The organism is Microcoleus sp. MON1_C1 (assembly GCF_036701945.1).
In the GTDB taxonomy this organism is placed as follows: Bacteria; Cyanobacteriota; Cyanobacteriia; order Cyanobacteriales; family Microcoleaceae; genus Microcoleus.
Window position 1 is genome coordinate 88,237 of sequence record NZ_JAUBRO010000001.1, and the last position, 24,970, is coordinate 113,206.

Annotated in this window: 13 protein-coding genes; 5 read left to right on the forward strand and 8 right to left on the reverse strand. The window is 46.1% G+C overall.

What is annotated here, in order from left to right:
• The first annotated feature begins 40 nt into the window (after nt 1-40).
• Both QUA62_RS00375 and argZ read left to right on the forward strand, forming a co-directional pair.
• Nucleotides 41-3,193, forward strand: a complete 3,153-nt coding sequence (locus tag QUA62_RS00375) for a PAS domain-containing protein (RefSeq protein ID WP_333401898.1) — start codon at nt 41-43, stop codon at nt 3,191-3,193.
• A gap of 377 nt (nt 3,194-3,570) precedes the next feature.
• Nucleotides 3,571-5,685 carry a bifunctional arginine dihydrolase/ornithine cyclodeaminase gene (argZ, locus tag QUA62_RS00380; RefSeq protein ID WP_333401899.1) on the forward strand — a complete coding sequence of 705 codons (2,115 nt, stop codon included), beginning with the start codon at nt 3,571-3,573 and terminating at the stop codon, nt 5,683-5,685.
• 121 nt (nt 5,686-5,806) lie between these two features.
• Here the strand turns inward: argZ and QUA62_RS00385 are convergent, their stop codons facing one another.
• The 7 genes from QUA62_RS00385 to QUA62_RS00415 form a co-directional block, all read right to left on the reverse strand.
• Nucleotides 5,807-6,979 carry a hypothetical protein gene (locus tag QUA62_RS00385; RefSeq protein WP_333401900.1) on the reverse strand — a complete coding sequence of 391 codons (1,173 nt, stop codon included), beginning with the start codon at nt 6,977-6,979 and terminating at the stop codon, nt 5,807-5,809.
• Complete coding sequence (locus QUA62_RS00390; RefSeq protein WP_333401901.1) at nt 6,969-10,478, reverse strand: sacsin N-terminal ATP-binding-like domain-containing protein; 3,510 nt, start codon at nt 10,476-10,478, stop codon at nt 6,969-6,971. Before QUA62_RS00390 ends, QUA62_RS00385 begins: the two co-directional genes overlap by 11 nt.
• Before the next feature lie 376 nt (nt 10,479-10,854).
• On the reverse strand, nt 10,855-12,000 hold the full coding sequence (locus QUA62_RS00395; protein WP_333401902.1) for a citrate synthase: 1,146 nt from the start codon (nt 11,998-12,000) through the stop codon (nt 10,855-10,857).
• Nucleotides 12,001-12,233: 233 nt separating this feature from the next.
• A complete protein-coding gene (gene sixA / locus QUA62_RS00400; protein WP_333286973.1) occupies nt 12,234-12,728 on the reverse strand; it encodes a phosphohistidine phosphatase SixA in 495 nt (164 codons plus the stop codon).
• Between the two features lie 93 nt (nt 12,729-12,821).
• Nucleotides 12,822-16,463, reverse strand: a complete 3,642-nt coding sequence (locus tag QUA62_RS00405) for a diguanylate cyclase domain-containing protein (RefSeq protein ID WP_333401903.1) — start codon at nt 16,461-16,463, stop codon at nt 12,822-12,824.
• Nucleotides 16,464-17,328: 865 nt separating this feature from the next.
• Nucleotides 17,329-18,606, reverse strand: a complete 1,278-nt coding sequence (locus tag QUA62_RS00410) for a bifunctional oligoribonuclease/PAP phosphatase NrnA (protein ID WP_333401904.1) — start codon at nt 18,604-18,606, stop codon at nt 17,329-17,331.
• Between the two features lie 235 nt (nt 18,607-18,841).
• On the reverse strand, nt 18,842-19,339 hold the full coding sequence (locus QUA62_RS00415) for an HNH endonuclease (protein ID WP_190659271.1): 498 nt from the start codon (nt 19,337-19,339) through the stop codon (nt 18,842-18,844).
• 334 nt (nt 19,340-19,673) lie between these two features.
• Here QUA62_RS00415 and QUA62_RS00420 point away from each other — a divergent pair, with 334 nt between their 5' ends.
• A complete protein-coding gene (locus QUA62_RS00420) occupies nt 19,674-20,138 on the forward strand; it encodes a COP23 domain-containing protein (protein WP_333218685.1) in 465 nt (154 codons plus the stop codon).
• Nucleotides 20,139-20,422: 284 nt separating this feature from the next.
• Here the strand turns inward: QUA62_RS00420 and QUA62_RS00425 are convergent, their stop codons facing one another.
• A complete protein-coding gene (locus QUA62_RS00425; protein WP_333401905.1) occupies nt 20,423-23,230 on the reverse strand; it encodes an AAA-like domain-containing protein in 2,808 nt (935 codons plus the stop codon).
• 246 nt (nt 23,231-23,476) lie between these two features.
• Here QUA62_RS00425 and QUA62_RS00430 point away from each other — a divergent pair, with 246 nt between their 5' ends.
• Nucleotides 23,477-24,223, forward strand: coding sequence for a 5-formyltetrahydrofolate cyclo-ligase (locus QUA62_RS00430; RefSeq protein WP_333401906.1), 747 nt, complete (start codon nt 23,477-23,479; stop codon nt 24,221-24,223).
• A gap of 50 nt (nt 24,224-24,273) precedes the next feature.
• The gene (locus QUA62_RS00435; RefSeq protein ID WP_333401907.1) at nt 24,274-24,783 is read left to right on the forward strand and encodes an O-acetyl-ADP-ribose deacetylase; all 510 of its coding nucleotides are present in this window, start codon (nt 24,274-24,276) and stop codon (nt 24,781-24,783) included.
• Nucleotides 24,784-24,970 lie beyond the last annotated feature (187 nt).

A 24,970-nucleotide genomic window follows, 5' to 3' on the forward strand; every position in this document is an offset into this window, starting at 1 on the left:
TATTCCTACATAAAAAATTTGAATAATTTGAGGGTCTGCTGTGAATACAACTGACGAGAAAAATCCCAGACGAGAAACAATTAGACTTCCAAACACTGCTTTACAAGAAAATATTTTAATGGTGGACGACAATCCAGAAAGCTTGCGACTTGTATCCCGGCTTTTGTCTAAGCGGGGATATAAAGTGCGGCCGACACGAGATGGCAAATTGGCCCTCAACTTTGCTGGATCGAGTCCACCGGATTTGATTTTGCTGGACATCATGATGCCCGGTATGGATGGCTATCAAGTCTGCGAACAGCTAAAAGCGTCTCCGAAAACGAAAAATATTCCTGTGATCTTTATCAGCTCTTTAAATGAAGTTTTTGATAAAGTCAAAGCTTTTTCGTTGGGTGCGGTAGACTATATTACTAAACCGTTTGAAATAGAAGAAGTCGTAGCTCGCGTCGAAAATCAACTGCTGCTCAGTCGGCTTTCTAAAGAAATTTTAGCAAAAAATGTGCTGTTAGAAGCTGAAATAGAAGAACGTAAGCGGATCGAAGCACAACTACGAGAAAGCCAGCACTGGCTGTCGGCAGTAATTAAAACTAATCCTAATTTATTGTACGTTTACGATTTGATAGAAGAGAGAAGTCTCTACGTCAACCGCGAAATCTATAGCGATATTGGCTACAGGTTTGAAGAAATACAGCAGATGGCAGCCACATTTATTCCTAAGTTAATACACCCTGACGATATCCCTGGATTCTTAGAACAAAGAAAAAAAATTGCGACAGCCAAAGATGGCGAAAGCTTTGATTTTGAATACCGGATACAGCACAAGAATGGTGAATATCGCTGGTTTTTGAGCCGGGAGAGCGTGTTTGCCAGAACAGCGGACGGCAAACCTTGGAAAATTCTGGGAACTGCTGCTGAAATTAGCGATCGTAAACAAGCAGAACTCGAACTTAAAACAGCTTTAGCTGCTTTGGAACGGCAAATCAAGCAAAGATTTCTTCTAGAAACAATTACTCTCGAAATCCGCTACAGCTTAAATCCCGAGCAAGTTTTTCAAACCGCGGCGGCCCAAATAGGCAGAATTTTTAATGCCGATTGCTGCTTGATTCACACCTACACAGAAAACCCAGTTCCCCGAATTTTTAATGTCGCTGAGTACAGAAAAGGCCCATCACAATCACTTTTAGAGTTAGAAATCCCCGTACAGGGCAATCCTCACGTTCAGTTTTTATTGTCCCAAGATCAAGCTGTAGTTTCTGACGATGTTTTTTCCGAACCCCTGCTAGAAAACGTCAGAGATTTGTGCTGTCAAATAGGTTTGAAGTCGCTGATATCCATCCGCACTTCCTACCAGGGAAAAGCCAACGGAATGATATGCTTGCACCAGTACGATAGCCCGCGTCACTGGACACAAGATGAGATCAGATTATTGAACGCTGTGGCGGCACAGATGGGAATTGCGATCGCTCAAGCCAATCTTCTCGAACAAGATAAACAACAGCGACTTAAACTTCAACAGAGCGAAGCTAGTCTAGCAGCAGCCCAGAAAATTGCCCATATCGGCAGTTGGGAATTTGATTTAGTCACCCATAAAATTACTTGGTCAGAAGAAGTATTCCGCATTTTTGGTCTTGACTCAACTGCAACTGAACCGACATCTGCCCAACTTTTAAAGATGTGTCATCCCGGCGACAGACACTTGTTTCAAAAAACTGTCACCCTCACTATCTCACAAGGCATTTCCTACAAAAGAGAGTTCCGATTTTTTCATACTAGCGGTCAAATCATATACGTGGAAGGAAGGGGAGAAGCGGTTTTTAACGAAACCGGGGAAGTAATCAAACTGTTGGGAACAGTAATGGATATTAGCGATCGCAAACAAGCCGAAGTTGCTTTGCTTCTTAGTGAAGAACGTTTTGAGCTGGCATTTGAAGGCAGTGCGATGGGATTGTGGGATTGGAATCTTGTCACGGCAGAAGTCTATTTTAATTCGCGGTGGAAAACGATGCTAGGATATGAAGTAGAGGAAATAGAAAATAAAATCGCATCGTGGGAGCAACTGGTACATCCAGAGGATTGGCGTCCGGTTAAAGCAGCGCTAGATGCTCACCTAGAAGGCAAAGAGCCGACTTACGAAAAGGAATTTCGGATGCTGACAAAATCCGGCGAGTGGAAGTGGATTTTGAGTCAAGCGAAGGTGATGGAACGCGACGCTTCGGGAAATCCTGTGCGGATGACGGGCACGCATATCGATATTAGCGATCGCAAACAAGCCGAAGCAGATTTGCTGCTTAGCGAACTGCGAGAACGGGAAAAAGCGCAACAGTTAGAACAAACTCTGGAATACTTAAAAAATGCTCAATCCCAGCTCATTCAATCCGAAAAAATGTCAAGTATCGGGCAAATGGTAGCGGGAGTTGCCCACGAAATTAATAACCCTGTCAACTTCATCTACGGCAATATTCTTCCGGCCAAACAGTACGCTGGCGATTTAGTAAAATTGCTCAGCCTTTATCAGCAACACTATCCCGAACCAGTTCCAGAAATAGCTCAAGAATTGGCAGAAATCGAGGTAGATTTTATCGCTGACGATTTTCCGAAAATCATGGCTTCTATGCAAGAAGGTGCTAATCGAATTAAGCAAATAGTGCTGTCTTTGCGAAACTTTTCGAGACTTGACGAAACAGAGCGCAAAGTAATAGACATTCATGAAGGGATAGAGAGCACTTTGGTGATTTTGCAGCACCGATTGCAGTCACAGCCAAAACGTCGGGAAATTCAACTTATTAAAAATTACGGCACACTGCCAAAAGTCGAGTGTTATCCGGCTCAATTAAATCAGGTATTTATGAATTTGTTGTTGAATGCGATCGACGCTGTGGAAGAGTCCTCAGCAAACTGTACTTGCAAAGTTAAGCAGATTCGCATTGTTACTGAAGTCAGCCGAGAAAAGCAAGTGTGTGTGCGGATTTCTGACACCGGGCCCGGTATCCGTCCCGAAGTTCAGTCAAGGATATTTGACCCGTTTTTTACTACCAAACCGATCGGCAGCGGCACTGGTTTGGGGTTGTCGATTAGTTACCAAATTGTTAAACACAGGCACGGCGGTAAGTTGGAGTGTCATTCAGAAGTTGGCCGGGGAACAGAATTTGCGATCGAACTTCCGATTTCGCAAAAGTTGAAAATTAACAGCTAGGATAAGCTGTTATATCCTGTCCGGCCAATTAACCATAATTATTGTAGGGGCGAGTCCACCAACAATCTCTAATATCAGCCTGAGACGACCGTAAACCCGTCCCGATCGTCCAATTGGGGGCAATTGAACGGAAACCATATTAATCGTCTATCAGAACCTATTTTAGGTTGCGTCATAACCTGGCATTTTCTCCAGTATTTCTTGCTAACAGTCTGTGATTTAGTATAATTTAATCCTAAGCCTGATATAATAAAAAGTTAGCCTTAAAAGCCTCCAGACGTTACGCTGCTAAAATTAGTAGTGAATATTACAGTTGCTCTTATACAAATTCTGTCAACATACGTCTGCTGTAGCGTCTACCACATTTTTACTGAATTATGACTGACTCAATTCGCTTCCTCATGTGTGCTCCTGACCACTACGATGTGGATTACGTGATTAATCCGTGGATGGAGGGCAACGTACACAAATCATCGCGCGATCGCGCCGTCGAACAGTGGGAAAAACTCTACCACGTCCTCAAAGACAACGCTGTGGTAGACCTCGTACCGCCCGCAAAAGGCTGGCCGGATATGGTTTTCACCGCAAACGCAGGCTTACTTTTAGGCAATACATTCGTCCTCAGCCGTTTCTATCACAAAGAACGCCAAGGCGAAGAGCCCTATTTCAAAGCATGGTTTGAAAGCAAAGGTTTCACCGTGCACGAACTCCCGAAAGACTTGCCGTTTGAAGGCGCGGGCGATGCTTTGCTCGATCGCGAAGGACGCTGGTTGTGGGCCGGCTACGGCTTCCGTTCCGAACTCGACTCGCACCCGTTACTAGCAAAATGGCTCAACATAGAAGTGCTTTCGCTGCGTTTAGTTGACGAACGTTTCTATCACCTAGACACCTGTTTTTGTCCCCTGACAGGTGGCTATTTGCTCTACTATCCAGCAGCATTTGACTCCTACTCCAACCGCTTAATTGAAATGCGAGTTGCGCCGGAAAAACGCATTGCCATTGAAGAAGCAGATGCCGCCAATTTTGCCTGCAATGCCGTCAATATTGACAAAGTAGTGGTAATGAACAAGGTTAGCGAAGCCTTGAAAACGCGCATTACTCAGGCAGGTTTTCAAGTAATTGAAACGCCGATGACCGAATTCCTGAAAGCGGGCGGCGCCTGTAAGTGTTTGACGCTGCGGGTAACGGAACCGATTCAAGAAGATGGATCGCCAAACGTGATGGTAGAAAGCCGCACAATTCGCATGGAAGGTCACTTGCTCGATGCTGGTTTAATCAGCCGCGCTTTAGACTTAATTATCGAAAACGGCGGCAGTTTCCAAGTGCTCAATTTCAATTTAGGAGAGCAGCGGCAAAGCACGTCATCTGCAGACGTTAAAGTTTCGGCTCCTTCCCACGATGTGATGGAAGAAATCATGGGAATGCTGATTGACTTGGGTGCAGTTCCTCCGCCGCAAGAGATTTGCGACGCTATTTTAGAGCCGGTAGTGCAAGATGGCGTCGCCCCGGACGACTTTTATGTGAGTACGATTTATCCCACAGAAGTGCGGGTAAATAACCAGTGGGTGAAGGTACAAAATCAGCGGATGGATGGAGCAGTAGCTATTACGGAAACTGCTGAGGGCCCAGTGGCTAAATGCAAATTATTGCGCGATTTAAAAGTAGGTGAAAAAGTCGTTGTAGATGTAGTGGGTATCCGCACCATCCGCAAAACAGAATCGCGGGAACAGCGCAATTCTCAAGAATTCAGCTTTATGTCCGGCAGCGTTTCTAGCGAGCGCCGCGTAGAATTGGTAGTGGAACAAGTAGCGTGGGAATTGCGCCAAATTCGCGATCGGGGTGGCAAAGTTGTAGTTACGGCGGGGCCTGTTGTCATCCATACCGGCGGTGGCGAACATTTAGCGCATTTGATTCGGGAAGGTTACGTACAAGCGTTGTTAGGTGGAAATGCGATCGCAGTTCACGACATGGAACAATCGAATATGGGAACCTCTTTAGGGGTTGACATGAAACGCGGTGTTGCTGTGCGCGGCGGACACCGACATCACTTGAAAATAATTAACACTGTGCGGCGTTACGGGAGTATTGCAAAAGCTGTTGAAGCCGGGCTGGTTACTAACGGTGTGATGTATGAGTGCGTCAAGAACAATATACCGTTTTCCCTAGCAGGTTCGATCCGCGATGACGGCCCGCTTCCCGACACCCAAATGGATTTAGTGAAGGCTCAAGAAGAATATACTGAGCTGTTACGCGGTGCGGATATGGTGTTAATGCTGTCGTCTATGCTGCACTCAATTGGTGTGGGAAATATGACCCCGGCTGGTGTGAAGATGGTGTGTGTGGACATTAATCCGGCGGTGGTGACTAAATTGAGCGATCGCGGTTCGATCGAATCTACTGGAGTTGTTACCGATGTGGGATTGTTCCTGAGTTTGTTGGTGAATCAATTGGATAAATTGACTAGCCGCCATCATGTAACTCAATCTGTTTAGATTCGGCGGTTGAAACCGCGTCTATACAAACGAAGTCCGCCTGCGCGGACTGAAGAATAGAGGCTGGTAGGGTACGCATTGCGTACCTTACAGAGCCGATAATAATGCTCATTATCCTCGCTCAAAATGCGCCCCAATAAATTGAGCTATCTCCCTTTCGATCGCCCTTTTCTCCTGCAGAGGATGTAATTTCTAAATTAGGGGCGGTGACGGCAGACAAATCGCCCGGTAAAGACCTAATTCGCAACTCATTTAGCAAAGCATTAATATTGTTCGGCTCAGCATCCAGAATGCTTGCCAGCGGCAGCAGATTTTGCACTGCATATTCGCCGAGTCGAGCATTAATACTCTCTGCTAAATAGCAGAGCATCATGTATCTGCTACTGCTACTGATAATATGAAATATTTTATTCAACTCATCAAAGTATTGAGTCCCCGGTATAGATGCCGCGATTTTGGTTTCACCCTTCCAGAATAAATCTACATGAATTTGACTAGCTGGCGAAACTTTAGCCTTTGCAATCCAGATGAGATCGAGGATTAGTTCAGAGTCGCGCTCGTGGAAAATCAGCCGCTTTAAACCCGATAGAAATTCTGGAGAATTTAGCGTATTTTGCCATTCTAGACACCAATCATTACTTTTAGCATTTAGGGCATTTTTGACCGTCGTCGGACGTTCAATCACATCTTTTAATAAAGAAAGACTTCCCGCAGCTTTGGCAAATTTTGGGGAGATTTGCTGGTGCAGTATCTGGTTGGGATCAATGTAATCTTTGCGCCAAGGTGCGTCCGGGATGAGAACTTCACAGGCGGGAGCAAGTGTGATGTTAGCAGTAAGTATCGGTGGGTTTTTAACTGTGCATCCTTCTAATGACTGTTGAGATTCTAGACGGCCGATGACCTCGATCGCAGAGTTTTTATCTGCTGCGTTTAAAGGTGTGTTGCTGTACTCTGCTGCTAATTCTTCGAGAAAATCTAGGTAATCTTGCACAACAGGCGATATCCCTTGTCCTAAAAGCTGATAGACTTCGGAAAATGGATTAGAAACCGCTATAGTTGTGCGGCGGTTGCCGAAAAAAGGCACGTCATCCAAAAAAGCGTATTTTGGCCGCCAAAACTTACCCCTAGACTCATCCCACAGACATTGACGGTGAGCAAAGCGCTTTTGAATTTGCTGGCGTTGTTCGCTGGAAATACTGCCTTTGATGAAAGTATCATCGAGATACTTGTAAATTGCCTTTACTGATTGTAAATGTGCGTTTAGATCGTCGGATGTCGTGATTTCAACTGTCATTTTCCCAAGTTTTGATTAGTGTATCAAAGTGGTCGATAACTGTAGTGGTATCTACAGGCTGAAAACCAAGTGCAGTTCTGATTTCGGGCTTCAGCAAGTCGCGCTCAGGGCGTGCAAATAAAAATTTTTGGCTAGCAACTAAGCGAACATCTTGAATGAAACAGACATCTTTAGCGCGATACAGCCTGGGTTCAGGTATCGCAGCGGCGGGATATTGGCTTAACTTCTCAGGATTTTGCTCGACAGGAAGCCAAGGTTTATCTGCGAGTGTTTCAGCCAGTGTTTTGTTGGTATTCCCAATTTGGGTATATTTTAGTGCCTCCCAATTATCAACTATGTAGTTAAAAACCGCAATACAAGCATCGGTTACTGCGCCTGTACCCGAACGATTGGCGGTTTGAATTAGATTGTCAACACAAGCTGCAATGTCATCTGCACTCAAGGTTTTTCGCATCCCCAAATTATCGAAAAAATCGAGCCAGAGTGCATAATCCTGCGAGTAAAATTCCATGTCTGGAATAGCTGCTAAATTTCCGAGAATGTTGCGGATTACTTGACTTTCGGGATTGTAAATTAGTTCGACAGAGCGTAATCTGCGATCGCTACAGCGTACCAAACGCGCCTTTTTCAGCTCTTCCTGGAATGAAAAAGCATTCTCTCCTGCTTTTTCTAGTTCTTTGCAAGCATCATTCAGATGCTCTCGAATCCACGCCAGCGCGATTAATTGTTCTTCAGGAGCAAATGAGGCATACTCAGGTAACAAACACTCGCGAATTAGTCTAGCGCGATTCAGTACCGGAACTTGCAAAAATTGGAACAGCCGCAGCCATTGCCTGTTTTTTTCTATGCGTAAAAGCCTCAACGTACCCGCAATTTCTGGCGGTTCGTATCCGCCGCCTGGAAGGTAGACATTTTCATCGTTAAGGGAAACTATTTCGTTGGAAGTTGTGGGGTAAATTGGTAGTTGACGCAGCTTGTTGAGGCTATCTTGGTTGTAATTTGTTGGTTCTGAAGCTGCCAGGAAATTGAGAAGAGATGTAGAATGCTGTTGGTGGTAGGGCGGCAAACCTCGATCGCACCGCGAAGATACTGTGTCTAGGACATCTGGGCCTGTCAGAAAATAGACTAACAGATTTTTGTGTCTTTGAGCGAATTGGGCGATCGCACTTTCAAGTTTAGCCGGTGCTTTGACAAGCGTCACCCCAAAATACTGTACAGCCTCGATCGTTTCCGCTGCAATATTATCAGCGCACAACAAAGGAGTTTCCACAGTTCCTCCTTTGTGAAGCTTACCATCATTTCCCGGAACCAGTGGAACTTTCTTTAATTCCTCGACTGTTTCTGGCGACAGATATCTGGGGGAGATCTTAAAAAAATAATTGTATACGAGAGTCAACCACTCTGCATTTGGTGGATTTAGTGCATCAGATTGCCAATCGCATTGTGACTGCGTTGAACTAATGACATAAACCAATTTTCTCGCTACTTCTGTAGCCTTCATTTCTGACACGCCAATCATGTTATGTGGAGGCACTACCTGGCTTAAATCTTGATGCAAAAACCATTCTAGATGATCGGCAAATATCTGCCTTGATGTCTCTTCGGAAAAGTAAATAGTGCCTATCGGGTTGTAACCAAATACTTGCAGAGTATTATTAGCGAGAAAAGCTAGCGGCAAACCGCGCAAATCCCGGTGATTGTCGCTGATGCAATAGCGCAGCATATTCGCAATCCACTGTCTATTTTGCAAGCTGGGTTTCGGTGCATCTTGCAATGGGACGCCTAGCTGTTTGTTTTCGGTTAAGTGCTGTCGCAAGTTAGCTGCAGTGAATGTTTGCAACGGCAAACCTGCATCTTTAAAAGCTGCCAAAATTGACTCTGGTAATGGCGGTTCGGGAATGTCGATATTGTCGGCGCGCATTGCTGCTAATAATTCGTCCCACAACTTTTTAGAAGGTAGATTTCTGACTGTCGGAGGCGTCACCCATCTTGTTTGTGACACCACTGTCCCGCTGAATTGATGTTGAGTTACAGCGTGTTCTACAGCCGATCGCACAACTGCTCTCTGATACAATAACTGTATGACAAAACGGTGCAGTTCTTCGAGAGCTTTGCTAACAGTAATTTTGCTAATAGGCCAAAGTTTGTAAAATTCCTCTGGCTGATACCTGCCAATATCTTGCACTAAATCAACAATTAAGTTAGCATAAGCGTGGGACAAAACGTGCTGCGCGAGTAGTTGGTTCCAAATAGATCTCGGTCGGTCTTTTCCAGTTTGTCCGCTGTCGCTGCTGAGGTTGTCCCGCGAACTATTTAAATTAAAAAAACCGTTGAGGTGAACGGGTAGCCCCGTTTCCAGGGGAAGTGGCAAAAAACAGTAAACTTTCCCGCCCACAGGTTGAGGGTTTTCCTCGGTACTAACAGCATTAATCCTAGCAGCAGCCCCCGCCCAAGGCAAGACTTTTTCTTGGCTTTCGTACATTGCTTTTATGACTTTTGCCAACTCGCCGCCTTCATCTGTGCGAATTAAACTTACTGTTCTCCAAGTTGATTTGGTATTCCGATTCCCGCTAATCGTTTCTATCTCGTGGCGGTAAGAAACTGATATTAAACCGGCTGGATTATTGTGGCACAATTCCAGCAATTTGTCTGGTGTCTTGGGAATTGCATCGAGGAGTTGTTGCCGCGCTTCTCGTACTTCTTGCTGGTTCTGGGTAACAATCGCCAGAATCTCTTGCCGAGTTTGTTGACTGTTGGCGGGTATTTCGTAAACTCTAATTTCCTGAACAGATTTCAGGAATAGCAGCAGTTCTTCACCTGAATTAATCAGTGCGTCTAGTAGTTCCTTGACGTTGGATTCGGTAAAAGCTTGTTTGCGAATTTCGCTATTTTTAGCGTGTTCTGCGGTTCTCAAGGGCAAGCGAAACAAAGTGCCTTTAAAATTTGTATCTCCTAATGGCAATCCTCCCGCTGCGTAGACTTGCATAAAATCGGGATATTGTTCGTACCATTTAGCGTCTGCTAAATTCCACTCGCGTCCGGGTTCTTGTCGGGAAGTGCCGGGAATAGCTGCACCGTGAGGGTCAAAAAAGATGATCCGATCGCGCGATACGAAACTCGGATAATCTGTAACGTGATATATTGCATTAAACCCGACGCCAAATCTACCCGTTTTCTGCAAATCTCGCGCTTTTTCGCTTTGTCCCAGACTGCGAATGCTCTCAAAATCTTTATCTGCAAACACGCGATCGTTGTAGACTAACATCGCCGGCCCCATTAGCAGTACCATACGATCGTCAGGCAATTGTTTGACCGGATGGTGCCGCCAATCAAGAGTAATTTCTACCCGCGTTGCTTTAGCGTCGTCAGCATTTTGGATCAACTCTTTGATAATGCCAACGCCTTCGGGATAATCTCGGATAATCCCTCTCAAGCGGGCGATCAAGGGTTCGGATTGGTAGAAAGACTTGCCCTCAATTTCGCTGTTGCTGTAAGCCATAGATGTTCTGACGACTAAAAGCGGGAGGAATTTAAATGCGATCGCGCATCTTCACTTTGTACCTAATACTATACAAGCGAAGCGTAAATACAAGTAGGGTGCGCGCGCAGCAACCTACCGAAAGCTATTCGTAATATTGCAATAAAAAGCCTCAGACCCGCAAGCCTGAGGACCGGAGTTCCTGAAAATCGTCACTTCTTACTATTGTCGCCAACAAACACCACAACATACAAGAGGGGTACAACCCAGCAGGGCAGATCGTGACAGACAGAGATTGCTTCCTGACTCGCAACGCGAAAGCAATTTTTAATTCACCACTTCACAAAAGCAAAACAATTCTTCTGGCCCTTTTCATCTCTGGGTTGATAATTTTGCTTTAGGACGGCAACCTTTCTTCCATCGCAATATAAGGAGCACCGTGAGTCCCCGTATATATTTGAGTCGGGCGGTAAATGCGGTTTGCCTCTAGCTGTTCCTTCCAGTGGGCCAACCAGCCAGCAACACGGGCGATCGCAAAAACCGGCGTAAACAAGTCCAGCGGAATTCCCATTTTTCGGTAAACCAGACCAGAATAGAAATCTACATTTGCATAAATTCCTTTGTGACCCAATTTCTCTTCAACCACTTCTTCCAACTTGACAGCAATGTCGTAATAATCGTCATGGCCGAAGTTCTCAAACAACTGTTCCGCTAACCTCTGAAGAATAGTTGCTCTCGGATCTTTCACCTTGTAAACTCGGTGACCGAAGCCCATGATTTTGTCCTTATTTGCAACACTCTTCTCGACAAAAGCCCGCACGTTTTCTACCGAACCAATTTGCTCCAACATATCAATCACTTCTTCATTAGCTCCCCCGTGCAGCGGCCCCGCCAAAGTGCCAACTGCTGAAGCAATCACTCCGTAAGGGTCTGTCAGCGTCGAAGCTGTTACCATTGCCGAAAATGTAGAGGCATTAATTGTATGTTCAGCGTGGAGAGTCAGACAAGTGTCAAAAATGCTAGCTAACAGCGGATCGGGTTCTTGCTCGTTGAGCATATAAAGAAAGTTAGCCGAGTAGTCCAAGTCATCCCTCGGTCGCACCGGGTCATTTCCCCGCCGCATTTGCTGGAACGCTGCTACCATTGTGGGAATCTTAGCTAGCAGCCGCACTACAGCTTCTCGAATGTATGCTGGGTTAGCCAGAGCTCTGCGGGAGTAGAACAAGCCCAAGGCGGCCGCTGAAGCTTGCAGGGCGTCCATGGGATGTCCTCTTTCTGGAAAGCATTTCATCATGTCCCGGATGCGATATTTGATCCGGCGGTGATAGCGAATTTCATGCTCGAAAGCTTCGAGTTCTTCCTTTGTCGGAAGTACCCCCCAGATTAATAAATATGAAGTTTCGAGAAAGGAGCTTTTCAGTGCCAGTTCCTCGATGCTAATCCCGCGATATTCCAGCAACCCTTTTTGTCCATCGACGTAGCTAATGCTGGACAAGGTGGCGGGAACACCTTCTAAACCTGGTTTGAATTCGCCGACGACCATTGCGATACCGTTTTGTGTGAGTTCAATCTACTAAAAGTACATTACCAGAAACGAAGATAGTGTCACAGTGTTGACAAATAATCATTTAATTGGGGTTCAGAAACCGGGTTTTTCAACAGACAGCCCGATCGCACCGCTGCGTATTGTCGCCCCTCAAACCCGGTTTCGCCGTCCGAGAATGCGGTTTTAAGAGGGCTGGCGCGTCCTGTTAATGTCGGGGCGGTTCGCTGTTTCTAGTGCAGCAAAAACTTGGGCGGAGTTAGCCAAAACATTTGGCTGCGGCCCACTGGGGAGCCGGTCTCCGGGAGGATTAAGCCGATGATACCTGCTTTTTTGAGAATCAGGGCATCTTGCGATCGAGCCCACAGCAAAGTTTCTGCCCAGTGGCCTAAGTCTGGTTGGTGGCCCACCAGGGCCAAGCTGCGGCTACCTATTTCCTGCCACTGTTTGTACCACTCCAGCCAGTTTCCGATTTCTCCTGAAGGTGCGAGGGCCCCGGATTCTTCTATTTTGGAACTCAAATCGGCTGTTTGCAGGATTTGGGCGGTTTGCTGCGCCCGCAGTAGGGGGCTGGTGAGAATCAAGTCAAACTGAATTTCGAGCTCATACAGCCGTTGGGCAATTTTCCTGGTTTTACGATTGCCCTCTTTAGTCAGCGGGCGTTCTGAGTCTGTATCATATTCTTCGGGCTCGGCTGCGATACCGTGACGGATCAGATATAAATCCACTGTCGCTGTCCTTTTGATAGCTGTGCGATGGCTACGCCCCGGCTTACGCCTACGAACTTATGGGTGAAGTTTGGCGCGATCGACATATTTTGCCTATTCTACAACTGGATTGAAATCTGGCGCCGTCATCTGGTTGGCGCTTCTGTAGCGATCGCGCCCTTGTCGTTTCGCATCGTACAATGCTCGATCGGATGCGGCTATCAGTTCATCCGGCGATTTTTCGCAGCAGGGAATCACAGTCGCAATTCCCATGCTCACAGTCACGATCGAGCTCACATCAGATTGCTCGTGAGGGATTCCCAAATCTCGGATTGCCTGACGCATCGACTCAGCAACCGCGATCGCCCCTGCAGCATCCGTACTCGGCAGGATAGCAGCAAATTCTTCGCCCCCATACCGCACAAACAAATCGGTGGAACGCTTAACCGCCGCTGCTCCGGCTTTCGCGACTTTCACCAAACAAGTATCCCCAGCTTGATGTCCGTAGCAATCGTTATATCGCTTGAAATAATCTACATCCAACATAATCAACGAAAGCTGTTGTTTGGTCTGCATCAGCCTATGCCATTCCGACTGCAATCGCTCATCAAAACAGCGGCGGTTTGCTACTTGTGTTAACCCATCTGTCGTAGCAATTAATCTTTCTCGTTCCGCCCGGTGTCTTAGCATCTCATCTGCCCGCTTGCGTTCTGTAATATCAGCAAAAGTCGTCACTACTGCATAGGGTTGAGACTGATTGAGATGGAACAGCGGTTGCGAATTAATCGAAATCCAAGTCAGCGTTTTATCCGATTTGTGAATGCCCATCACCACATTCGATCGCCCTTGTCCCGTGCGTAGGGTGAGGATTGCCGGATGCTGTTGGCCCGGGAACGGTTGGCCATCTTCCCGGACGATTCGCCAGTCTAAATCTACGGATGTGCGCCCCATCATTTGCTCGGGGGTCAGCCCCAGAATTCTTTCGGCACTAGCATTACACGCAGTAATTTGTCCGTTTGCTAGCTGGAGTACGACACCTTCTGTCATGCTAGTAATCACAGAACGGTAGCGTTCCTCACTTTCCTGTAATTGACTCAGGAGAATGTTTTTGGCATCAAACTCTGAAGCCAGATGCAGGCTGCTTGCCAGAAACCCGGCCATCAGTTGTAAGGTATGAATATGTGGCTCTGTAAAGGCACAGGGTGTAGCTGAAACAACTTTTAAGACGCCAACCCGATCGTCCTGATAGAACAAGGGAACAACCACCAGTGACCGGATACCAATGCGCTCACAGGCAGCCCGATCCACCCGTGCATCGGTTTCTGAATCCTCGCAAAGCATGATTTGGCCGGTCGCAATACATTTTCCCGATAAACTTGTCGCTACTTTGATCCGTAATCCCACATAGGCGCTGGCGATACCGCTCGCTGCCCGATACACCAACTCATCCCCTTCAAGCATTTCAATCACGGCCCCATCGGCGCCGATCAATTTTTGAGTTCGATCGGTAATCACCGCCATCACTGCATCCAGGTTAGGATTGCGGATGGCGATTTCCTGTTGGGTGGCAATCACCACAGCCAGACGCTGGAACTCTTGTTGTAAGGCTGCTTCTGCTTGCTTGCGATCGCTGATATCCTTCATAAAGCAGTGATGCCCGATCGATCGCTCCTGCGAGTCGTAGGCTGCCAACAGCACCACCTGCTTGTAAAAGATCGAGCCATCTTTCCTGATACCCCGGGCCTCAACCTCCACTCGGCCCTCGGCTAGCATTTTTTGATAAGCCGCCATCATCCTGTGGCAATCGTCGGGATGAACTGTTTTCTGCCAATTCATACCAACCATTTCTTCAGGTTGATAACCTGCTATATTCGCGTAGGCTTGATTAACGGTGATGTACTGTCCGAAAATATCCAGCCGCGAGATGCCTTCGACGGCATTAGCAAGAGCTGTACTCAATTCTCTGAGTTCTGTTTCCGCCTGAACAAGATCTGTAATGTCTTGGGATGTACCAAACAACCGAATGACTTGTCCCTCTGCATTGAGTTCGGCCTGTCCTCTGGCTTCGATATGGCGGATAGAACCATTCGGGAGCAGGATTTTGAGCTGCAATAGATAAGGCACTCCGCGAGTGAGCGCTCGTTGAACTACCAGGTGTAGCTGTTCGGCACTTTCGGGATGGTAAAGCAGCAGGTTTTCTTCATAAGTAGGTTCGCCCAGGGCCCGGGATCGTCCCACAATCTCGAATAGTTCGGGAGACCAGGTAATTTTACCCGTAATCACGTCCCATTCCCAGCTACCCATGCGGGCAACCCGCTGGGCTTCTGACAACCGGGTTTCACTCTTTTGCAGGGCTGTTTCTGTCTGCTGGCGGTCGGTAATATCCTTTTCGTTGACGAGCAACATCGGGTTGCCTGTTACCGGGTCGTCGGTACACCGCACGTCCATCCCGTGCCAGCGAATTCCCGCCAGAGTCATCACTTGAGCTTCCGTGCTAAAGACCTCACCGGACTTAAGAACTGCCATTGCTCGCTCTCCTACCTGAGGGTCAACAAAGCGGCTCAGAAAAGCATTGTCTGTCGCAGAGCCAGGGTGCAGCGCCTCCCCGTAACAGCGCAAGGCCGCCGGGTTTTGCAGCAGCGGCACACCTTCGAGAGTGTAAAGCGAAACCATGAGCGTGGTGTGTCGGAGTGCCTCGATCGATCGCAGGGTTTCTGGTTCGATTTGATGAGCGGTTTCGACCGTACCCTCGACCAAGATTGCCAAACGCCCATTATCAATCCTGATGCCAGAACACCGACAGCCGACAGAAACAGGCTCACCGCCCGGATAAAACGTCCACTGGTCGGACAAGGTTTGGCCTTGCTCAAACTGTCGCACATAGGCCTGCAAGCGAATCCGAGTAGACTCTGACAACATATCCCTAAAGTTGCGGCTCGCGAGTTGCTGCCGCGTGGAAGCATCCCACAGATACAAGGATGCTTGGTTTGCCCACCGCATTTGCCAATCCTCAATATCAAATATCCAGATCGGGTTTTGCAACAAGTCAAAGGCTTTGAGGTGGACAATATCCCCGCTCAGGGAACAGGCAAACTCTGGTTGTAGACAATTTTGATGATGGACTCTTGGCGCGCTTTCTGTATTGGGATCAGTTTGATTCGGTTCTGTTTCGAGTTCCGGCGGTTGATTTGGCCCCAGCACCGGGCGGTGAGATTCCAAGTGCCGCATCCTCAACCCGATGTGCATTGCAACCTGTTGCAGGATCTGAACGTCGAGAGGTCCCCACTGACGCGGACTTCGGCAGTGATGAGCAATCAACAGTCCCCAAAGCTTCGGAGATTGCTGCTGTTTGTCATCTAGCAAGACTGGCGCAACTAAATTTGCCTGAACTTGGAGGCGATCGAGCAATTCTACATAACAAGCTTGATGATGAGCGCTGGGAATATCAGAAATGCTGCTCGTTTGTCCCTGGCTGTAACGCTCTACCCAGGTAGCTTCCAAGCAAGGAGCATAAATCTGTTTTCCTAGGATTTGCGGCCACTGGGCATCAACCGATTCAGCCCATACTACGCCATTTCCTTTTGGTAGGAAGCGATAAATAATCAGGCGATCGGTTTCCAGCTGCACCCTGGTTTCTTCTAGCGCACATTGCAAAATTGTCTCCAGCTCCACGAAATCGTTGATTTGAAGTGCAATTTCAGATTTTTTTTCTATGATTTTCTCTAACGACCAAGAGAAAGTCTGTTTTGTAGACATCTCCGTGTTCCTTTTTTTTTAAGCTATTTGTTACTATTCTACCCCGCAACAAATAAATATAATATTTTTTTCAATCATAAGAATCGGTTTTTGGGTTTATCAAAAAAAATACTTGACTTGTCTTAAAAAAATTGGTAATACTACAACTCGTTGTTTTTGGGAAGTTAGGCAATAATCTAAACTCTCCTGTATGTGTTTTGCCTTTTCTACGGCGTTTATTTTATAATTGCGATCGGAAATCTCCTGCACCAACTATAACAAATTATGATTGAGTTAGCTAATTTATAATTAAATATCAAAAAAATAACCCTGTAGAAGTTTTATAATTGAATAATTATGTTGTGAATTTTAGTAAACTAGAGTCCACTCAATTTTTTCCCACACCGGGTTGTTTACTAAAATTCTTCGTTGCCTCCCTTGACAATAGTTAAAATACCCGATTTTTTTGGTGTGTATTTTTGGAAGATGGGGATAAAATTTATTAGTGTTAGCCCTGAGAACTTAACCGGATTTTTCAACCCCGTTACTTCGTTCAAACTGACATTTTGCACCATTTTAAATAAACTTTTTATGCCCGGGTTCTCATGCCCGACCCCTACTACCCACAAGAAAATTTAATTTTTTTGGAACCGGCCGGAAAGCCTGTTCATGACAGAGGTGCGCTGGGCGTGAGATCCAACCCTCAATAAGAGTTAAAAAACGAGGTTGATGAGAGTTGAAGTGCCGGCAGGACTGATTGTCAAATTGAGATTTTGCCCGAAACGAGAAAAAAACGCGACAAAACCTGGTAGCAACCGGAGGTCGAACCCAGCATCGCATTTCCAGACTGGTGTTGGAATCAAGACCGCACCTAAAAGCTGCCGAGTTAATGATCGTACACAGGATTGTCTTTAGGACTAATTAATTTAAGCAACTTTTGCTTGATCTGAGCATCGAATACTTCCCATTTGTGCCTTGCATAATCGCTATTTTCATTCCCGCCCGAAAGAAATCCCACCGGAATTTCAAAACCTCCTGCTTGACTTCTGCCACCGCCAAAAAAGCGTCCTTGAGCATCTTGTCCGAAGGCTTCTTTAATGAATTCGTCGGGGTCGAGAGTGAGTTTATTAGTCCGCAGCGACCCAATTACTACTTCAATCTCCTCATCTTTGTCGTGAACAATTGCGTAAACAACGGCTGTATGTACGTTCTCTTCTGTTACTAAAAAGTCCGCCGCTTGGGGAATAGAATCCCGATCGTCATAGCGGAGGTAGCCGATGCCGGCGATCGAAAAATTATTCTGGACAGTGCGGTGTTTGAGCGATCGCTCGATCGCGTCCATCACCCACTTAGAACGAGACGACTGCAACACCGCATTCAGCAACTGCGGGTCGTAAAACCGGCTCAAATAAGCTGCAGCTAAAAAGTCCTCCTCCTGAGCTTGTCTGAGGGCGATCGTATCCGATCGCAAACCGTGCATCAAAGCTGTAGCGCACTTGATGTGCAGGCTGACGCTGCCGTCGAGAGCTAAAAGTCCAGACTGTAAATACTCGGCAAAAATCGTGGCTGTAGCGCGGATTTGAGGGCGCAAATCGATAAATTCTGCGTTCATTTCCCCCTGCAAATTGTGGTGGTCGATGACGGCAGCGATCGGAACTCCAGCCGCTAAAATATACTCGGTTAAATTACAAGTCGTCCCTTGATTGTCGATGAAAGCGCAACCCTGAAACACCGACAAATCCTTAGTTTTTAATGTTTCCACCGTCCACCGCTGCAACGGCAACCCTGTCAATTTAACTAAGGCAATATTTTCTTGGTGGCTGAGGGCGCCGGCGTAGATAATTTCGCATTGGATATCGTACTGTTCGGCAATTAATTTGTAAGTCCAAGCGCTTGAAAGTGCGTCGGGGTCGGGAAAATCTTGCAGTAATATTAATTGGCGATTGCCTTTGTGCCGATCGAACATTTGGCGCAATTGCTCGACTTTGCGATCGTGCAATTCCTCGCGGAGACGGCCGCGATTCTCTTCGGAAGCAACTTCGGCTTTGCTGCGCCGTTTCGCAGGCGCACTCACTGCGGGTACAACCTCGCTGCTGGTATCAAGTTCACCTTCGCGGTTGCCCGATGTTCCATCGGAATTGGTAAGGGCGTGGTCTTTCATCATTAAAAATTAACAATTTAACTATTTCAGGATGTGCGCGACATTCTATCTTAAACCCGGTTTCTTTGTAGATGCCTCGTTGTCAAAGCCAATACTTCTGACGAGAAACCGGATTTAAGAGCGTAAATTCTCTCTTTAATTTTTTAATTCATGCAGAGAGTGTCTGTTGCGAGGAACGAAGCAATCTCATAACTAACAACTCCTGCAAAAAACCCCCGCGCTTGCGCTGACAGGGGTTTTAAAGGCCTATTACATATTTTTGCCATTCTTTGTGCATACCGCTCTTAACGTGTTTAGTGACTTCAAAATAAAGACCGCTGTGAGGTTTCCTAGGCGGATAGCGCAGCGGCATTCCCGCTTCTTTCGGCGTGCGGCTGCCTTTATTGACATTGCAGCGGACGCAGGCGGTGACGAGGTTTTCCCAACTGTCGCCTCCTCCGCGGGATCGGGGAATTACATGATCGAGGGTTAAATCGTCCCCCGTATAACTGCAGTATTGACAAGAGTGTGCATCCCGATGCAAGATGTTCCGGCGGGTCAGCGGAATATCTTTATAGGGAACTCGGACATAATGCCGCAGTCGGATCACAGTTGGTAGCGGGAAGTTTGGCGCAATAAATTTCCCGTTGTGTTCTACCTGTTCTGCTTTTCCTTTCAGCAACAAAACTACCGCCCTTCGCCAATTGGTGATGTTAAGGGGTTCGTAGGAGGCGTTCAGCACCAGAACATTGCCCATTGTTGATTATTAAAGAGAATATTTTTTTCGATATTAACACAGGTTCCACTTTAGGTGGGACGGCTTCAGGAAGAGCGAGGCTCAGCAAAAACCGCACCTTTACCCTATTCCTTCGCGCCTGCGCCCCCTGTGGCTGCATCTATTTTCTGCCTTTGGTGTTTCTCAGCGAGCTTTTTTCGCGGAGTTTTGGCTTAGATGAGGCCAGTGTGTGCGATCGGCAAAAATTTGCAAAATAAATTTTATTTTTTTCTCTAAATGCCTAATCTTCCCGGCAACAAACAGTTTAACTTTTTAGACTATTAGTAACCTTAAATGAAAAAGCTTATTACTGCTCATGAAATTTCGGCTCTTAAAGTCTGCTTTGAGCGCGTCAATTATTGCCCTTGCTGCTCCGATTTTAGCAAACAGTCCAGCCTTTGCCCAAGCGCCTTCATTCTTTTGCGGCGCTGCTGGCGGCCGCCCAGCTACAATTGCTGTCCAACAAGGCAAAAATATTCCCGTCATTTTGTGGCTAGCTGATAACTATTTCAATGAATCAGGAGAAGATGCGATTACTCGGTGTACCAGAGTCTCAGGAATTCTCAACAACTCGCAACCGCAAGGAAGCTGGGACAATATTGTCACAGCAGGTGCATCCACCACCGGTCAACTAATTATTTGTGCAGCTAATCCTCAAGACGGTTCCTGTAGATTATTATATCAAGTACCCAAAGGTCAAAATCCCGAACAAGCCCGACAAGAACTCTTAAAAAGAGTTACAAATCCTAATGTAAGTGTTTCGCCTGTTAAAGTAAATTGATAGTCATAAGTTATTAGCTACAGGTAGAGACACGGCAATGTCCATTGGTGTCAACTTAAGCTTTTCGTCTGCCAGTCCTCCCGCTCACCCGGCAGTCCGCCAGGGAATGAATTCCCTGTCTAATAGCTAAAGTCCTCTCAAAGAGGACTGAAGAACTCATTAGTCCTCTTGAGAGGACTTTAGCTTTGAGGCAGGGGTTTCAACCCCTGTCGGACTATCGGTTTAACGTGAAGTTGACACCTATGGGCAATGCTGTGTCCTACGTGCTAAAGTCATGTATGACCCTACTTGCAGAGAGTTGAAACTCTTGTAAAATACTTCGGTTGAGTGGTGAAAAAATTGCAGCTTTGCTTCAGCAATTCTTCTAACCCTTCAACCTGCCTCAGCCAGACAGTGCCGTTGCTTCCAGCTACAGCAATTTGCTTTCCGTCTCGACTCCAACTGACACTAACAACATTCTCCTCGAACTCAAATTGAGCAACCTGCCGCCCCGCTAAATTCCACAGCCGTACAGTCTTGTCAATTCCCACTGTAGCAAGCCGTTCTCCGTCGGGACTAAAACTAATTGATTTCGCATCAAAATGCAAGGTTTGAAATTCCTTAACTAATTCTTTTTCTGACAGATTCCACAGCCCAACTTTGCCATTCAATGTTACTGTAGCAAAGCGATACTGGTGTTGAGCCGGAGTGAAACTGAGCCCAATTGCCTGAATAGGCAGTGTTTTTTTCAGCTTGCCCGACAAATTCCAAAGTCGCACTGTAGATTTGCCATCTAAAGTCGTTATGAAATCGCCGCTTGGGCTAAAATTTACGCTTCTCACTAAGCCGTTGTGACCTGGGAGTTTCAGGCTAGACGATACTAATTGTGGCAGTTTAGACAAATCCCAAATTGCAGCATAGCTGTCTATCCCTGCCGCCGCTAATAACTTTCCGTCGGGACTAAAACTGATGCTGGTAACAGAGCCTTGAATTCCTTTCAAAGTAGAAATATTTTTACCTGATAAATTCCATATTTTAACACTGCTGTCCCTTCCGGCGGTCGCTAAAAAATTACCGTTCGGGCTAAAAGTTACCATATTAACTGACTGCTGTAAAGCTTTCCATTCAGCAATTTTTTGCCCGGAAAAGTTCCACATTCTAACTCGACCGTCTATTCCTGCGGTTGCTAAAATGTGCCTCTTTGGGCTAAAAGCGACGCTGGTAACTGCACCTTTATGAGCTTGCCACTTTATCTTTCTTGGCGGACTTAATGAGGCTTTGATCTGCTGTGTTTCACTAATTTTATCGAGAATAATTTGTAAGGCTAACAGCGGTCTAGTTGCCGGGTATTGTTCTAGCTTATGTTTGTTTTCAACCAAGGTTTTTAATTTTTTTCCGGAGGCGATCGCCCTCAGTAAAGCTTCTGATAAAGCTTCGCTGTTTTCTGTCTTTTGAGAAACAGCCAACAATAAAGCATCGCTGCCATTTTGTTCGATTTCAATACTTGCTTGTGCTAGTTTAAACCGCTGGTAAGCGAGAGTTGAAAAGCCGATCGCCGCCAGTAACGATGCTGCCAGTACCGCAGAACCTATGCCGATCCACTGTTTGGCTTTTTGTTTGGCAGAGTCAGCTTCACTCCAAGCTTTTTCGGCATCCCAGACAGCTTTTTTGGTTTCTAGTGTAGCTGAATGCAGCAGTTGATTTTGGTCGCTCAAAATAACTTTCTGGCTGGCAGTCAAAAACTGAAAATCTTCGTTTCTCAAACTTTTTCCTGCCGCCCAAACTAATGCTGCCTGCAAATCATTCCCTCGCAACAGTTGGGAATCATCTTCACAGCTAGAATTTAGCCAGACTTTGATGGCTTCCGAGTAAGGCGAGAGTTTTTCTAATTTTTCTTCAATTAATCGTTTGTTAAATACAGCTTCATAAATAGGATTAGAAATTGTTAATTTTTCCCCGCGCTTAACAATTAATCCGCTTAATCGCAACTCCATTTGTTCGGCACTACCATCGGGGACAATTTCAGTTTGTTCTAAAATTTGCTGATACAATCCCAGTCTCCTAACAATGCGCTGGTTTTCTTTGAAAAGCCGATCGCGAATTGTGGACAAATGTTCTGGGACATCCTGAGATTCCCAATTCTCCACTATTTTCAAGCGCACTACCTTTTCAACCCACTCTTGAGAAGAGTGAATTTTATCTTTCTCCCCACCTTGGCGAGGGGGGGCTGGATCATCCTCCCCCCCTTGCCAAGGGGGGGCTGCATCTTCCTCCCCCCCTTGCCAAGGGGGGGCTGGGGGGGGTAAATTCGGGATTAATTCGGCATTTTCCAACAATAGTTTGCACAGCTTTTGAGTCAGGAACGGCTGCCCGCCCGTCCAATACAAAACCTCTCTCAAAACTTGATTAGGGCAGTTTGTAAACTCTGCCAACCCCGCTGCTAGCGGTTGAGCTTCTGTTTCGTCAAAACCAGTTAATTCGATCGCCTTGCCTATATTAAAAGGGGTATTGCTGCTGGCATTTTTCTCGCGGCACAAATCCGTTGGCGATGCTACGCCTAAGAGGGCCCAAGTTAGGCGATCGAACTCTGAATTGTTGGCGCGCTTGTTGTAGCACGAGCGAATTAAGGCTAAAAAATCGTCGGCGGGAAAATCTAGGGCGAGAATGCTGTCGATTTCGTCAATAAAAATGACAATATTGCTGGAAATGTTGGGTAACAGTACGGCTTCGATGAATTCGCTCAATCTTTGAACCGGAGTTAAAAAATTGCGATCGCGCCACCAAGTCCGCACGTTGACAATATCGGACAGGTTAAAGTTATTTTCGAGAATGCGTAGCAAACCAGCATACCACTGTTCGGGAGTGACGCCGCGGTTGCCAATTTCCGAAATGTCGATCGCAGCACAAGCAATTCCTTCATTTCTCAGCCGCTGAATTGTCCGCACCTGCAAGCTAGATTTTCCCATTTGCCGGGAATTCAAAACATAGCAAAATTCCCCGGCTTTCAATCCGTTATAAAGGTCGTCGTCGGCTTGCCTCTTGACATAATTCGGAGCGTTATTTGTCAAACTCCCACCGACTTGATAGTAACTGGGCTTTGTGGTAAAATTCATAAAATAAAAAAGAACATTCGGCGGTTTAAACCCCTCAAGAGTCAAACGAAGTCCCTCTCTAAGAGACTAAATAATCGAGGGCTTATTATAATTTTGTATGATTAATTGTACCACAATAAATGAATATACTTAATTAAATCTCAGATACAAATGGCTAAAAAAGTTGCTAGATGAGCATTTTTCCTTCTTCCTTCTTCCTTCTTCCTTCTTCCTTCTTCCTTCTTCCTTCTTCCTTCTTCTTACAGCATGAAAACTGATTGGACTGGATATAACGACGACAAAGACAAGTTAAGAGCTGAAATTTGGTCTTTGCTGAAGCAGCAAGCCGCATCTATTGGCGATCCGTTTGGTCATATCCCCAACTTTGTCGGTGCTGAGTTGGCTGCCGAAAGATTGGCAACTTTACGAATATGGCAACAAGCAAAAACGATTAAGTGCAATCCAGATTCGCCACAAATTCCGGTGCGGATGCGAGCTTTGCAAGATGGAAAACGCCTGTATATGGCAGTACCGCGATTGACGGACGAGCGCTGTTTTGTAGAGTTAACTGCTGAAAATTTGCAGCGGCAAAATCTATCAATTGCCGAAAGTGCGATCGCCCGCAAAGCACTCGCTTGCGGAAAATTGGTAAGTTTTGCAGAAATGGAGCCGATTGATTTAGTAATAGTCGGCTGTGTAGCTGCAGGCCCCAACGGTGGAAGAACCGGGAAAGGTGCAGGATTTGCCGATTTGGAATTGGCTATGTTGAAGGAATTCGGGTTAGTACAAATGGATACGCCAATTGTGACAACAGTGCATCCTTTGCAAATAGTCGCAGATTCGCGTTTACCAATGCAGGCTCACGATTGGGCGCTGAATTGGATTATTACTGCTGAGGATGTAATTGAGACTAATACAAGTTATCCGCGTCCGACAGGGTTAAACTGGGATTGTATACGGCCCGAACAGTTGGAACAAATTCCGATTTTGCGAAAGTTGAGAGCGCAAGACTAGATAACGAGTTTCTTTGCTAAACTTGCCTAGAGTTTACTATTACAAAAAATATGAAAGTTATTTTGGGCGACATCACAAAACTGGAAGTTGATGCAATCGTGAATGCTGCAAATACCAGTTTACTTGGGGGTGGCGGAGTAGATGGAGCAATACACAAAGCAGCAGGTTCAGAACTTGTTCATGAGTGCCGATTGCTTGGAGGATGTAAGATTGGGGATGCTAAGCTAACTAAAGGATATAACTTGCCGGCGCGCTTCATCATCCATACAGTAGGGCCAGTATGGCGGGGAGGTAATCATGGAGAACCTGAACTCCTGGCCGAGTGTTACCGCAAGTGTATGCAAATCGCCGCAGATCAAGAGTTAGAGAGTTTGGCATTTCCTTGCATTAGTACCGGGATTTACAGATATCCTAAGGCTCTAGCAGGTGAGATTGCAGTGAAGATATGCTCAGAAAAAATACAAAAGAATGGTGGTTCTCAAAGAGTAATTTTTTGCTGCTTCGATCGAGAGAATTATGAAATTTATGAGAGGATTCTATCTAACTACAGTCTGAGGTAGTGAATTTAGTTAGGGTTTTACCCTAGTCTTAATATCTACATTTTTTACTATTTATTTAACGAACCGCGAAGGCGCGAAGGACGCGAAGTAAGAAAAAAGAAGAAGAGGCAGAAGGTAATTTCATAATATATCTACTTTGTGGTGAACACGCGCCATGCAATGAAAGCTGTAAAGGCTAGATAACCAA